This window comes from Alcanivorax jadensis T9, from assembly GCF_000756655.1.
In the GTDB taxonomy this organism is placed as follows: Bacteria; Pseudomonadota; Gammaproteobacteria; order Pseudomonadales; family Alcanivoracaceae; genus Alcanivorax; species Alcanivorax jadensis.
The window spans coordinates 1-13104 of the sequence record NZ_ARXU01000010.1 but is presented as its reverse complement, the minus strand read 5'-3'; the positions used below and the strand labels follow the sequence as shown (position 1 = coordinate 13104).

The 13104-nt window shown below is 59.3% G+C and carries 13 protein-coding genes and 1 tRNA gene; 12 read left to right on the top strand and 2 right to left on the bottom strand.

All coding sequences use genetic code 11. The annotated features are described in order from the left end of the window. Window positions 1–44: 44 nt before the first annotated feature. From queE to T9A_RS12215, 3 genes are all read left to right on the top strand, one after another. On the top strand, window positions 45–686 hold the full coding sequence (gene queE, locus T9A_RS12225) for a 7-carboxy-7-deazaguanine synthase QueE (RefSeq protein ID WP_035248827.1): 642 nt from the start codon (window positions 45–47) through the stop codon (window positions 684–686). Window positions 687–711: 25 nt separating this feature from the next. After that, window positions 712–1380 (top strand): 7-cyano-7-deazaguanine synthase QueC, encoded by a 669-nt coding sequence (queC, locus tag T9A_RS12220; protein WP_035248824.1) that lies wholly within the window; start codon window positions 712–714, stop codon window positions 1378–1380. Between the two features lie 72 nt (window positions 1381–1452). Beyond that, window positions 1453–1528: transfer RNA gene (locus T9A_RS12215), tRNA-Lys, on the top strand. 191 nt (window positions 1529–1719) lie between these two features. On the opposite strand, the gene T9A_RS12210 is transcribed toward T9A_RS12215, so the two are convergent. Beyond that, window positions 1720–2112: a DUF2493 domain-containing protein gene (locus T9A_RS12210; RefSeq protein WP_035248822.1), complete on the bottom strand. Its 393-nt coding sequence runs from the start codon at window positions 2110–2112 to the stop codon at window positions 1720–1722. Window positions 2113–2283: 171 nt separating this feature from the next. On the opposite strand from T9A_RS12210, the gene T9A_RS12205 reads away from it, so the two are divergent. The 7 genes from T9A_RS12205 (at window position 2284) to nadA (ending at window position 10011) form a co-directional block, all read left to right on the top strand. After that, complete coding sequence (locus tag T9A_RS12205) at window positions 2284–3237, top strand: YbgA family protein (RefSeq protein WP_035248820.1); 954 nt, start codon at window positions 2284–2286, stop codon at window positions 3235–3237. Then, window positions 3234–4079 (top strand): MerR family transcriptional regulator, encoded by an 846-nt coding sequence (locus T9A_RS16670; RefSeq protein ID WP_052042954.1) that lies wholly within the window; start codon window positions 3234–3236, stop codon window positions 4077–4079. The genes T9A_RS12205 and T9A_RS16670 overlap by 4 nt, the downstream gene beginning before the upstream one ends. Next, window positions 4076–5536: a cryptochrome/photolyase family protein gene (locus T9A_RS12195; RefSeq protein WP_035248818.1), complete on the top strand. Its 1461-nt coding sequence runs from the start codon at window positions 4076–4078 to the stop codon at window positions 5534–5536. Before T9A_RS16670 ends, T9A_RS12195 begins: the two co-directional genes overlap by 4 nt. Further along, a complete protein-coding gene (locus tag T9A_RS12190) occupies window positions 5533–6786 on the top strand; it encodes an NAD(P)/FAD-dependent oxidoreductase (protein WP_035248816.1) in 1254 nt (417 codons plus the stop codon). Before T9A_RS12195 ends, T9A_RS12190 begins: the two co-directional genes overlap by 4 nt. Further along, window positions 6783–7550, top strand: a complete 768-nt coding sequence (locus T9A_RS12185) for a DUF1365 domain-containing protein (protein ID WP_232222104.1) — start codon at window positions 6783–6785, stop codon at window positions 7548–7550. Before T9A_RS12190 ends, T9A_RS12185 begins: the two co-directional genes overlap by 4 nt. A gap of 4 nt (window positions 7551–7554) precedes the next feature. Then, entirely contained in the window at window positions 7555–8814 is a 1260-nt protein-coding gene (locus T9A_RS12180) for an SAM-dependent methyltransferase (RefSeq protein WP_084573493.1), read from the top strand. 147 nt (window positions 8815–8961) lie between these two features. Then, a complete protein-coding gene (gene nadA, locus T9A_RS12175; RefSeq protein WP_035248811.1) occupies window positions 8962–10011 on the top strand; it encodes a quinolinate synthase NadA in 1050 nt (349 codons plus the stop codon). A 175-nt stretch (window positions 10012–10186) separates the two neighbouring features. On the opposite strand, the gene T9A_RS12170 is transcribed toward nadA, so the two are convergent. Continuing rightward, window positions 10187–11617 carry a M48 family metalloprotease gene (locus T9A_RS12170; RefSeq protein WP_035248809.1) on the bottom strand — a complete coding sequence of 477 codons (1431 nt, stop codon included), beginning with the start codon at window positions 11615–11617 and terminating at the stop codon, window positions 10187–10189. A gap of 109 nt (window positions 11618–11726) precedes the next feature. Here T9A_RS12170 and T9A_RS12165 point away from each other — a divergent pair, with 109 nt between their 5' ends. Together T9A_RS12165 and T9A_RS12160 are read left to right on the top strand one after the other, a co-directional pair. Further along, window positions 11727–11975, top strand: coding sequence for a sulfurtransferase TusA family protein (locus T9A_RS12165; protein WP_035248807.1), 249 nt, complete (start codon window positions 11727–11729; stop codon window positions 11973–11975). Then, a complete protein-coding gene (locus T9A_RS12160; RefSeq protein WP_035248804.1) occupies window positions 11975–13066 on the top strand; it encodes an AI-2E family transporter in 1092 nt (363 codons plus the stop codon). Before T9A_RS12165 ends, T9A_RS12160 begins: the two co-directional genes overlap by 1 nt. Window positions 13067–13104: the final 38 nt, after the last annotated feature.

Genomic DNA, 13104 nt, shown 5'->3' with positions numbered 1-13104 from the left:
TAGAATCCGCCGCATTTCCCCCTCCCGGGTACTCAGGAGATGCTGTGGACCTCCGTCTGACCGAAATTTTTTATTCTCTCCAGGGCGAAGCACGAACTGTGGGTCGACCCACGGTATTCGTTCGCCTGACTGGCTGCCCGCAGCGTTGCGTGTGGTGTGATACCGAGTACGCCTTTTCCGGTGGGGAGAAATGGTCTCTTGAGGCGGTTCTGGAAAAGGTAGCCAGCTACGGGGCTCACTACGTGACGGTTACGGGTGGCGAACCGCTGGCTCAGCCCAATTGCTTGCCGCTGCTGACTGCCCTGTGTGATCGAGGCCTTGATGTGAGCCTGGAAACCGGTGGCGCCATGGATATAGCGGGTGTCGATCCGAGAGTCTCCGTGGTCATGGACCTGAAAGCCCCGGGCTCCGGGGAACAGCACAACAACCGGCTGGAGAATATTCCTCTGCTTCAGCCTCATCACCAGGTCAAATTTGTGCTGGCGGACCGCAAGGATTACGACTGGGCCCGTTTTATGCTGGATCAGCACCAATTGCACCAGCGGGTCAGCGATGTGTTGTTTTCCCCGGTGCAGGGGGAGCTGCCACCGGGTGAGCTGGCTGACTGGATCGTGGCAGACCGCCTGCCGGTTCGGTTCCAGCTACAGCTGCACAAACTACTCTGGAATGACGCCCGCGGGCGCTAGTTGACCGGTTGAAGGAGAGCCATCAATGAAAAAAGCCGTGGTATTGCTGTCCGGCGGCCTGGACTCGGCCACCTGCCTGGCTATCGCCCGGGATCAGGGCTACGAGTGCCACACCATTGCCTTTGACTACGGTCAGCGGACTCGGTCCGAGCTGGATGCCGCCGAGCGGGTCTCCGCTGCCCTGGGGGCGCTCAGCCATCGGGTGATCGAGCTGGGCATGGGCAATATCGGTGGCTCAGCGCTCACAGACCACTCCATTGACGTGCCGGAAGAGGGCGGTGACGGGATTCCGGTGACTTACGTGCCGGCCCGTAACACCGTCTTTCTTTCCCTGGCTCTGGGGCTGGCGGAAGTAGTGGAAGCCGAAGCGATCTACATCGGCGTTAATGCGGTGGACTATTCCGGGTATCCGGACTGCCGCCCAGCCTTCATTGAAGCCTTCCAGGCCATGGCCAGCCTGGCCACCAAGGCTGGCGTGGAAGGGTCTCCGATCAGCGTGGAGACCCCGCTGATGCATTTGAGCAAGGCACAGATAATCCAGCAGGGCACGGCCCTGGGGCTGGATTATGGGCTCACGGTGTCCTGCTACCAGGCTGACGAGAATGGCAATGCCTGTGGCAAATGCGACAGTTGCCGCCTTCGCAAGCAAGGCTTTGATGAGGCATTGGTCAAAGATCCAACAAACTATCAGTAAAGGGGAAAAAAAATCGGTTTTCCCCTTGTCTCCCGGAAATAAATCCGTATTATTTGCGCCTCCTTCGGGAGCGGGTCGTTAGCTCAGTTGGTAGAGCAGTTGGCTTTTAACCAATTGGTCGCTGGTTCGAATCCAGCACGACCCACCAAATTTAAAAGGGCTCGCCTATGGCGGGCCCTTTTTCGTTTCAGCCCTGTCCCGACTCCCTTCTTTTGTTCTCCCGTCGACACATCTTGGTCTCGGCAAAACCCGATTTTCACCACAGAGGCCACAGAGAACACAGAGGTCATGCACTTTCCTCAGTGAACTCCGTGCCCTCTGTGGTGAAACCGGTTTTCTTCAGCGTGCCACCAGCCACTGGGGCGTGGGCAGGCCATCCTCGCCGTCCAGGGCCGGCTGCCAGACCGGCAGGCCGGCGTCTTCGGCCAGTTGAATCATATTGGCGGTGCCACGGCCGCCGGGAAAAGCCACTATCGCCTGGGGGCGGCCATGGTGGAGCATGCGCCGGTTACGCATGGGGCCGGCGGCGCGACCATGGGCTACCCAGTTGGCCGGGTAGCTGACCTGGTCTACACCGCTGTCATGGGCCCACTGGCTGGCCAGTCGATCCGCGCCAGAGGCGTTGCCGTGGATCAGCAGACTGAAGGTGTTGTCACGTAGCAGCCGGGCCAGGCTGCGGGCCAGTAATGCCTGATCGGAAAAATCCCGCCCGCCGCACACAAGAATACGCATTGCACTGTCCATATGGTCAGTTTTTTGAGAAGTATAAGGATAGCTGCCCGAGATTGCACCTTCAGGATCCGATGCAGGAAAATGGCGACAATGGGAGTTTCACGGGTTGTTGACTGTACATCGGCCTAAACTTGTACAAACATCATTTCTTGTACAGGTATGGGGTGGCACATGAACAGCTCCGCAACAATCCCGGTCGGTATCAGCGCCTGTTTGCTGGGCTTGGAAGTGCGTCACGACAAGGGGCACAAGCATTCCCGCTATTGCACTGGCGTTTTGTCCCGCTATTTCCAGTTTCGTTCCCTGTGCCCGGAAATGGGGGCGGGCCTCAGTGCGCCGCGCAAGGCCATGCATCTTGCCGAGCAAGGCGGAGAGCTGCGGATGATCACCACCGATGGGCGTCGCGACTATACCGACCTGATGCAGGATTTCATCACCCGCACCATGCCCTCTCTGGCGCCGTTGCGGGGCTATATCCTGATGGCCAAATCCCCCAGTTGCGGCATGGAGCGCATTCGCGTCTATAACGACGATGGCAATGTGCAGCACCGTGATGCCAGTGGCCTGTTTGCCGCAGCCCTGCAGACCCACTATCCGCTCATGCCCCTGGAAGAAGAGGGCAGGCTCAACGACGACACCCTGCGGGAAAACTTTATCGAGCGGGTGTTCCTCTACGACGACTGGTGCCAGCTCCGCGAGCAGGGGCTCACCGCCCAGCGTTTGATCGACTTCCACAGTCGGCACAAATTCCAGCTGTTAGCCCACTGCCAGAAAACGTACCGCCAGCTTGGGCCTCTGCTCAGCGACCTGAAAAGTCGTCCGCTGGAGGATATCGCCGAGGAATACATCCACGCCCTGATGGTCGCCATGAAGAAGCGGGTATCGCGAGGTGCACATGTGAATACCTTGCAACACCTGGCGGGTTTTTTGCGTGAGGGTCTCAGCGATACTGACAGGGCGTTGATCAACGAACAGATTGAGGCCTACCTGCGCGAGGAAGTGCCGCTGATTGTGCCCATGACCTTGCTGCGTGGCGGCATGCGCAAGGTGCCGCAGCCGTATCTGGAAAAGCAGGGTTATCTGTCGCCTTATCCGGATGACCTGGGGCTGAGAAACCGGGTATGAGCGACGTGCTGACCATCCAGCAGGCCAGTGAGCAGTGTGGCGTCAACCCGGTCACCCTGCGTGCCTGGGAACGTCGCTATGGCCTGCTGAAGCCGGAGCGCACCGCCAAGGGTCATCGCCGTTACCGATCCGCCGAAGTGGACCAGATCCGGCGCATTGTTCATTGGGTGGAAAAGGGCGTGCCCATCAGCCAGGTGGCGTCCTTGCTGTCAGGGGAGCAGGAGCCGCTGCTGTCAGCGGATAACGGTGTGCCCTGGGCCCAGGCAAGCCAGGATGCGTTACTGGCGCTGGAGACCATGAATGGGCGGCGTCTGGAGCAACTGCTCAACAGCCTCCTGGCCGATTACAGCCATGCTCAGGTCATTCGCGAACTCAGCGACCCCCTGCGCGAGCAGCTCGCCGGCAGTCCCTCCCTGTCTGCTCATCTGGCTTTGCTGGAAGCGGTTCTGACCCAGAAGTGGGCCGCCCGTTCCCTGTCTCTGTCACCCAAGCGCCGGGAATTTGGCTGGCTACTGGTGCCAGTGGGGGATGTATTGCCGGCTCTGGAGCTGGCCATGGTGCTGCAGCGACCGTTGTGGTGCTTGCAGCGGGATGTGGACGTGGATGCCTTGAGTGCGCTTCTGGCCGACCGTCAGCCCTGCGGAGTGCTCTGGGTGATTGATCGCTGGCCTACTGCCGGCCAGCGCCAGCGGCTCTGGCCGCAACAGAACCAGCCCTGGCCCGTGGCCTGCTGGGGCAGATTGCTGGAAGCGCCGCCGGCCTCTGTGACCCGGCTCACCGGGGATCGTCAGGCGGTGGCGGAACAATTGTTGGCCCTGGAAGGGGATAGAGACGTTTTATGAATCTGCTCTGGTATCGCAACGATCTACGTATCCACTCACACCGTGCCTTGCAGCAGGCGCTGGAGCGGGATGAACCGGTTATTGCCGTCTATTTTCTCTGTGAGCAGCAATGGGACAATCACGATGTGGCGCCCCTGCGTCGCTGGTATGTGCTGCAAAGCCTGCTCGAATTGGGCGATGCCCTGGCAGAGCGGGGTGTGGATCTGCATGTGCTGGACGCCGGCGACTTTGCCGCCGTGCCCGGGCTCCTGGCGGACTTTGTGGGGGAGCACGGCATTGAACGTCTCTTCTGCAGCCGCGAGTACCCGCTTAACGAACTGAACCGGGACCGAGCGGTGGCCCAGGCGCTAGAGCCGCTGGGGGTACAGATAACCGGCTTTGATGACAGCGTGCTGGTGCCCCCGCGGACCCTGAACACCGGTAAGGGGACGCCATACACGGTTTTCAGCGCCTTTAAAAAACGCTGGGATGTGTGGCTCGACAGCCACTTCGAGCCTGTGGCCGCATTGCCTGCAGCTGGCGCCGGTAACGGCCGCTTTGTGGGCAAAGGGGGTGTGGAAAGTGCTCTCAAGAAGATGACAGTGCCTGACTCCCTGACCCGTCACTGGCAACCGGGCGAGGCTGCGGCACTGAAACAACTGGATGATTTTGCCGAGCATCATCTGGCCGGTTATCGCAAGCATCGCGATTTCCCTTCGCAACCGGCCACCAGTGCCCTGTCAGCAGCGCTGTCTGCGGGCACGCTGTCGCCGGCCAGTTGCTACCGGGCGGCCACCCTGGCCATGGCCGATGCGGGCGCCCGGGACGGGGCCGCTTGCTGGATCGGCGAGCTGGCCTGGCGGGACTTTTATCGCCAGATCATGGCCCGTTTCCCCCGGGTCAGTCGCGGTGGTGCGTTTCGGCCGGAAACCGAGTTGCTGCAGTGGTCCCAAGACCCTGACCTGTTCCAGGCCTGGTGCGAGGGTCGCACCGGCTACCCGCTGGTGGACGCGGCCATGCGGCAATTGGTGGCCACTGGCTGGATGCATAATCGCCTGCGCATGGTGACGGCCATGTTCCTCAGCAAACATCTGTGGCTGGACTGGCGGCTGGGGGAGCGTTTTTTCATGCAGCATCTGATTGACGGAGACTTTGCCGCCAACAATGGTGGCTGGCAGTGGAGTGCGTCCTCCGGTACTGATGCGGTGCCATATTTTCGCGTCTTTAACCCCGTCCGCCAGAGCCAGCGTTTCGATGCGCAGGGCGAGTTTATTGCCCGCTGGGTGCCGGCATTGCGCGAGCTGGATAACAAGACCGTCCACGAACCCTGGAAACAGCCTTTACTGGCGCCTGACTATCCGCCGCCGGTGGTGCCCCATGCCGGTGTGCGCGAGCGGGTTACCGAGGCTTTCAAGGCCGCCAAGGCCCAGTACGACGACAGTAATCACAGTCCCACTAGCAGAAAGGAACAGGCATGAGTCAGCGTATTGCCATCGTCGGTGCCGGTATCAGCGGCCTCACCGCCGCCTGGTATCTGTCCAGAGATCATCAGGTGGACGTCTTCGAGGCCAACGACTACCTCGGTGGCCACACCTGTACCGTGCCGGTGAGCCGGGAGCACGGTGACTACGCCATTGATGTGGGCTTCATTGTGTTCAATGACCGCACCTACCCCAACTATCTGCGCCTGCTGGATGAGCTGGGTTTGCAGGGCCAGCCCACGGCGATGGGGTTTGCCGTCAGTGATAAGCGCAACGGACTGGAATATTCCGGCGATGGCCTCGGCGGGATTTTTGCCCAGAAGCGCAATCTGCTGAGCCCATCCCACTGGCGCTTTATCGGCGACATCCTGCGTTTTAATCGCAATGCGCCCGGGTTGCTGGACACTGAGGCGGGGGAAATGCCGCTGGGTGAATACCTGCGCCGGCATGGTTACGGGGAGCGTTTCTGTCGGGATTATATTCTCGCCATGGGGGGTGCCATCTGGTCCTGCTCCCTGGAGCAGATGGAAGTGTTCCCGGCAAAGTTTTTTATCCGCTTTTTCCAGAATCACGGCCTGCTTTCTCTCACCAACCGGCCCCAGTGGTATGTGGTGCCGGGGGGCTCCAATCAGTATGTGAAACCCTTGGTGGAGCAATGTTCAGCCCGTTTTCACACCCGTTCAGCGGTGAGTGCGGTACGCCGCCATGAGCAGGGTGTCACTCTCACGGTGAATGGTGAACAGCGAGAGTTTGATCAGCTGATTCTTGCCTGCCACAGCGATCAGACCATGGCGCTGCTCGACGACCCGGATAGCCGCGAGAAAGAGTGCTTGTCACGGCTCGGTTATCAGGATAATGAGGTGGTGTTGCACACGGATATTCGCTTGCTGCCACGGCGTCAGCGGGTCTGGTCAAGCTGGAATGCCCTGCTTTTCGATGACGATCAAGAGCGTGTACAGGTTACCTATGACATGAATATTCTGCAGGGCATCCAGGCACCGGAAACTTTCTGCGTGACGCTGAATGCGACGGACAAAATTGATCCGGAAAAAATCATTGCCCGCTATCATTTTGCCCATCCCCTGTTTACACCGGATACAGTGGTAGCCTGCGAAACGCTACTGGCGGGCAATGGCGAAAGGCGCACCTGGTATGCCGGCGCCTGGTGCCGTAATGGTTTCCATGAAGACGGCGTGGTGTCGGCCTTGAACGTGGTGCGGGCATTGTCCCCGGAGTCTGCCCCGTGATTACCCAGGCGATAGCAAGGGGCAAGGTATGGCACCAGCGCCTGGTGCCGTTCCGTCATGGGTTTCATTACCCCCTGTGGATGGTCTGGTGTGATCTGGCGGAAGTAGACGCCATGCTGGCCCGGCATCCGGCCTGGGGCCGGCGCTGGCGGCCGGTGGTGTTTCGCGATAGCGACTTTGTGGATGCGCGCCCGGATAGCCTGAATGACAAGGTGCGTGAAAAAGCCGTCGAGCTGGGCCTGGATTGGCAGGCGGGCAGGGTAGTGATGTTGGGCCAGTGGCGCACCCTGGGCACGCTGTTCAATCCTCTGGTGCTTTACCTGCATTTCTCCGGGGACAGCGAACAGCCGGACAGTATGCTGGCGGAAGTGCAGAACACCCCCTGGCGGGAGCGGCATTTCTATCCGCTGAACCTGCAAAAAAACGAACAGGGTGGTTGGGTGGTGAGCCACCCCAAGGCCTTTCATGTGTCGCCCTTTCTGCCTATGGCACTGGATTACCACTGGGATCTTCACGTGGCCTTACCCGGTTTGCGCCTAATGTTGGAAGACAGAAAGGAAGATCAGGTCGTGTTTGTGGCTGGGCTGCAGCTGGACCTTAAGGACCCTGGTAAAGGCAACATGGGGTCGGTGATCTTCCGCTTCGGTGCCCAGGGCGTGGCGACAATGCGTGCCATTTACTGGCAGGCATTCCGGCTCTGGCGCAAGGGGGCGAGATTTCATTCTCACCCCGGCAATAACAGTAACAATCGGTACGGAGATTGACCGCATGCTGTCTGGCGAAAAAGCCACAACAAACTCATTACAACACAGTGTGACAATCAGCTGGGCACAGTCCGTGGCTCGCAAATTGGTGCTGGCTCGGCTCAACGCTCTGCCGCATGGCGCTCTTCGTATTCACGAACCCGATGGCAATCAGGTCATGCTCGGCAGCCATTCCCACGGCGAAGCGGCCATTATCCGCCTGCGTGATTGGCGCACCTATACCATGATGATGAGTGGCGGTGCCCTGGGCGCGGCAGAAGCTTACATGGAAAAAGGCTGGGATAGCCCGGACCTGGTGGCAGTCATTCGTTACTTTGCTGCCAACGTAGATGCCATGAAAGCCCTGGAAGGTGGCATGGCATTGTTGTCCAGGCCGGCCCTGAAAATGCTGCACCGCTATAACCGTAATTCCTTGCAGGGCTCACGCCGCAATATCTCTGCGCACTATGACTTGGGCAACGATTTCTTCAGCCTGTTTCTCGATCGCAGCATGATGTACTCCAGCGCGGTGTTTCCCCGTCCGGATGCCCCGCTGGAAGAAGCTTCCGACTACAAGCTGGAAAAAATCTGCCAGTACCTGTCACTGGCACCAGGTATGACCTTGCTGGAAATCGGCACTGGCTGGGGCGGTCTCGCCATTCATGCGGCCAAGCATCATGGTGTTCAGGTCACCACCACCACCATCTCCCGGGAGCAGGCTCGCCATGCCCGTGAAAGGGTTCAGGCTGAGGGGCTTGAGGGCAGAGTGACGGTGCTGGAAGAGGATTATCGGGAGCTCACCGGTCAGTATGATCGGGTGGTCTCCGTGGAAATGATCGAAGCGGTGGGGGCGGAGTTTCTGCCGAGCTATTTTCAGGTGCTCGGAGAAAGGCTAAAACCGGATGGCAAACTGGTATTGCAGGCCATCACGGTGCCGGATCAGCGCTACGAGCATGCCCGCAATCAGGTCGATTTCATCAAACGCTATATCTTCCCTGGCGGTTTCCTGCCCAGCGTGTCGGTGATGTGCCAGCATCTGACTGAGCATACCCGCATGGTCGCCACGGAGCTTCATGATATCGGCCATGACTACGCCCTGACCCTGAATCACTGGCGTCAGCGTTTTCTGGCGAACTTGCCGAAAGTCCGTGAGTTGGGTTTTGACGAGCGCTTTATCCGTATGTGGGATTACTACCTGTGTTACTGCGAGGGCGCGTTCCTGGAGCGAGCCATCAGTACTGTGCATCTGGTGGCTGCCGGCCCGGACTATCGTCCGGCATCTTGAAAAGCCGCCCGTCCGGGCGCATTTTAACGCTTAAGGGTATCTACGCGGCGCCGCCCCGGCGCCACGTTGTGGTATTATGCCCGCCCTGATTTTCTGGTTATTACCTAAGCTATTGATATCAGGGGGAAACCCCAGGCGGTGAAGCCAATGACTGCAGAGGCACAAGCACTGGTACAGGCCCACCTGGCCAAGGTGGTACACGAGGACTCGCTCAGCGAGGAACAGCGTGCATCCTACCGCCAGCGCATTAAGGAATTGCTACACCAGCGCGATGCGGTACTGGTGGCCCACTACTATACGGATCCTGAAATCCAGTCCCTGGCGGAAGAGACCGGTGGCTGTGTGTCCGACTCCCTGGAAATGGCCCGCTTCGGCAAGGAGCATCCGGCGTCCACCCTGATCGTGGCCGGGGTCAAGTTCATGGGCGAGACCGCCAAGATTCTCAGCCCGGAAAAACGCGTTTTCATGCCGACCCTGGAAGCCACCTGCTCGCTGGATATCGGTTGTCCCGAGGACGAATTTGCCGATTTCTGTGATCAGCATCCGGATCGCACCGTGGTGGTGTACGCCAATACCTCGGCGGCCGTGAAAGCCCGGGCCGATTGGGTAGTCACATCCTCCATTGCGGTAGAGCTGATTGAGCATCTGGACCGCAACGGCGAAAAAATCCTCTGGGCCCCGGATAAGCACCTGGGCAGCTATGTGCGCGACAAGTCCGGTGCCGATGTACTGTGCTGGGATGGCGCCTGCATCGTGCACGAGGAATTCAAGGCCAAGGGGCTACAGGATCTGAAAGCGGCCTACCCGGAAGCTGCCATTCTGGTACACCCGGAGTCACCGGCCCCGGTGGTGGAAATGGCGGATGTGGTGGGCTCTACCTCGCAGCTGATCAAGGCTGCCTGCGAGATGGATAACGACACCTTCATTGTCGCCACGGATAAAGGCATCTTCTACAAGATGCAGCAGCTTGCTCCTGGCAAAACCTTCCTGGAAGCGCCCACTGCCGGCTCTGGTGCCACTTGCCGCAGCTGTGCCCATTGCCCGTGGATGGCCATGAACGGCCTGCAGAACATGTTGGCGGTGCTGGAAGACGACAATGGCATGGGCCAGGAAATTTTCGTGGATCCTGCCTTGGCGGAAAAGGCCATGGTGCCACTCAACCGCATGCTGGATTTCGGCAAGTCGCTGAAGTCGTAAGGACACGACAATTGAAAAAGGCGGCACACGGTGCCGCCTTTTTCATAGGACCTGCCCTGTGCTTGTCTCGTTGGAGCTTTGCTTGCAAAGCGAAGATTCCAGAGGGCACCGGGGCTGATAAAACCCTTCGCCTTGCAAGCAAGGCTCCAACGGGTCGGCCTAATGCCCCAAAGTCTCAGAACCTCTCTTCCGATAATCTCTTCATGGTTTGCAGCCGGCCATTGAGTTTGCTGTACAGCGCAAAGTCATTTTCCGCATCCCGCAAGGCGTATTCCATCTGTTGCATCGCCTGTTGGTCCCTGCCACGCAGGAACTGGCTTTCAGCCCGTGCGTGAAGGGCTCGAATCTTGTCACCGCTGTTGCCATAGGCATCGGCGGCCAGATCCCAGATATACGGGTTGTTGGGGCGGTCTCCCAATAGCGGCTTGAGTAGCGGCAATGCCCTGGCCGGTTGCTCACTGCGCAGTAGTGCCTTGCTCAGTAAAATGGATGCCGGGTAATTGTTTGGTGACAGATCCAGTACCCGCTCCGCCTGGCTGATGGCCACGTCATAGTTGCCTTCGTCCATCGCTACTTCTACCAGACCCAGCCGGAACCACAGCTGGTCCGGGTGTTCTTCGGCGAGTGCCTGCATGATTTCCCTGGCCTGGTCATAGTGGTCAGCACGCAGATAACTCAGCGCCAGTCCATAGCGGGCGGCCTGCAGGCCCAGAGCATTGCGTTCGTTGCTGTATTGGCGGAAATGGTCGATGGCATGGTCTTCGCCTTGAATGAAGGCCGCCTGTAGTCGTGCCTGTACCAGCAGGAAATGGACGGATGGAGCGAGCCTTGGGGTAGGTAGGGAGCGCGCCCTGGATCGGCTGTCGGCAATACGGCTTTCGGTGACCGGGTGGGTGAGCAGAAACTCGGGCGGATCCCCGGAAAAACGCTGGCTGTTGTGCATGCGTTCGAAGAAGCGGGGCATGGCATCCGGGTCCATGCCGGCGGCGACCAGAGTCTGCATGCCCACCCGGTCCGCTTCCCGTTCGTTCTGGCGGGAGTAGGCCAACTGCGCCTGGATAGCGCCGGCTTGGGTGGCAGCGATACCTGCCATGCCGGCTTCACCATCACCGGCAATGGCGACTGCCAGACTGGCCAGCATGGCGGCCAGCACGGCGGTGTTCATCTTTTTCGAGTCCAGATAGCGGCGGGCAAAATGCCGCTGGCTGACGTGGGCAATTTCGTGGGCCACCACGCCGCCAACTTCTCCTTCGTCGCGGGCATTGAGGAATAGCCCGGCGTTGAGCCCGATGACCCCGCCGGGTACCGCAAAGGCGTTGATCTGGCGGCTGTTGATGACCACGATGTCGAGATTGGGTTCTTTCAGGTCGCTGTAGGACGCGAGCCGGTAGACAAGGCTTTCCACATACTCCTGCACTAGGGGGTCGGACATGATCGAGGTCTGCCCGCGCAGGCCGCGCAGCCAGCCGCGACCCAGCCGGTACTCTTGGTCGGCGGACATCAGTGCGGCGGTGGGATCACCCAGAACCGGAAGATCGTCATTGGCGCTGGTCGCTGCCAGCGTGCAGCAAGTCAACAACAAGACGGTGCGTAACAAAAACTTCAAGTAAGATGCTCCCGTAAGTATTCGTGCAAGTCGGCACAACCCCACCCTTATTCCGTTGCCGGGTTGTGACTATAATGCAGCTAGAGCCGCAACGAATGAAGCCGCCTGTATGAGCGACCAGCCTATCGACCTGCAGATTGATGCCTCCAGCCTGCAATGTCCCATGCCGCTGTTGAAGACCCGGCAGGCGCTGAGACATCTCAAACCGGGGCAGCTGCTGGAGGTGATCGCCACCGATGCGGCTTCCGCCGATGACATTCCTGCCTATTTGAGACAATCCTGCCACGAGCTGGTTCGCATGGGCGAAAATAAGGGCCACTATGCCTTTGTGATTCGCCGTGGCGAACAGGAGAGCTGATGTTACGTATTCTCAAAAACTGGTCCGAACGGTACTTCTCCGACGAGGAGGCAGTATATCTTCTTGTGGTATTGCTGACCGCCGGGCTGGTGATTCTGTTTTTCGGTGGCATGTTGGCGCCGGTGCTAGCCTCGATCGTGATCGCCTACCTGATGCAGGGGCTGGTTTCCGGGCTGGAGCGTCACGGCATGCGTCGCTTGCTGGCGGTGAATCTGGTTTTTACCCTGTTCCTGGGCCTGCTGATCGCTACCCTGGTGGTGCTGTTGCCCATGGTCTGGCGACAGACCTTGCTGTTGGTGCAGGACCAGTTGCCGCATCTGCTCAAGAATGGGGAAACCTGGCTCAGGCAGTTGCCGGAACATTATCCGGAAGTGATCTCCATGGAGCAGGTCAATTCCATTGTGGCGGTAATTCAGCGCCAGGTGGCGGAAGCAGGGCAGGGGGTATTGACCCTGTCGCTGGCGTCCATTCCCAACCTGGTGGAGGTGATGGTCTTCCTGGTGTTGCTGCCCTTGCTGGTGTTCTTTTTCCTCAAGGATCGGCAAACCATCATCAACTGGCTGATGCGTTTCCTACCCCGCCGGCGCCGGATTCTGGACCATGTCTGGCATGAGATGGATGATCAGATTGCCAACTATGTGCGCGGCAAGGCCATCGAGATCCTGCTGGTAGGCAGTGCCACCTTTATCGCTTTCCTGCTGCTGGGCATGCATTACACCGTGTTGCTGGCGGTGCTGGTAGGGTTGTCTGTGGTAGTGCCCTATATTGGCGCCACTGTGGTAACACTGCCGGTGGCAGCAGCAGCCTATGTGCAGTTTGGCTGGAGCGGGGATTTTGCCTTGGTGATGGTGATTTACGGCGTCATCCAGTTTATCGATGGCAATATTCTGGTGCCGTTGCTGTTCTCGGAAGCGGTAAATCTTCACCCCGTGGCGATCATTACCGCTATCCTGCTTTTCGGCGGGATGTGGGGACTATGGGGTGTGTTCTTTGCCATCCCCCTGGCCACGTTGATCAAGGCGGTGATCAATGCCTGGCCCAGTCAGGCTGACTATCCGGACACCGCAGAGCAGAAGGGGCAGGCGGACTGATAGCGGTCAAGGGGTGATCTTCACCCGATAAAACGGAC

Excerpts from the sequence above, each read along its gene's own strand:
- T9A_RS12165 (WP_035248807.1), top strand. The coding sequence starts at position 11,727 with ATGAGCGACCAGCCTATCGACCTGCAGATTGATGCCTCCAGCCTGCAA.
- queC (WP_035248824.1), top strand. The coding sequence starts at position 712 with ATGAAAAAAGCCGTGGTATTGCTGTCCGGCGGCCTGGACTCGGCCACC.
- T9A_RS12180 (WP_084573493.1), top strand. The coding sequence starts at position 7,555 with ATGCTGTCTGGCGAAAAAGCCACAACAAACTCATTACAACACAGTGTG.
- T9A_RS12195 (WP_035248818.1), top strand. The coding sequence starts at position 4,076 with ATGAATCTGCTCTGGTATCGCAACGATCTACGTATCCACTCACACCGT.
- T9A_RS16670 (WP_052042954.1), top strand. The coding sequence starts at position 3,234 with ATGAGCGACGTGCTGACCATCCAGCAGGCCAGTGAGCAGTGTGGCGTC.
- T9A_RS12190 (WP_035248816.1), top strand. The coding sequence starts at position 5,533 with ATGAGTCAGCGTATTGCCATCGTCGGTGCCGGTATCAGCGGCCTCACC.
- T9A_RS12160 (WP_035248804.1), top strand. The coding sequence starts at position 11,975 with ATGTTACGTATTCTCAAAAACTGGTCCGAACGGTACTTCTCCGACGAG.
- nadA (WP_035248811.1), top strand. The coding sequence starts at position 8,962 with ATGACTGCAGAGGCACAAGCACTGGTACAGGCCCACCTGGCCAAGGTG.
- T9A_RS12205 (WP_035248820.1), top strand. The coding sequence starts at position 2,284 with ATGAACAGCTCCGCAACAATCCCGGTCGGTATCAGCGCCTGTTTGCTG.
- T9A_RS12210 (WP_035248822.1), bottom strand. The coding sequence starts at position 2,112 with ATGCGTATTCTTGTGTGCGGCGGGCGGGATTTTTCCGATCAGGCATTA.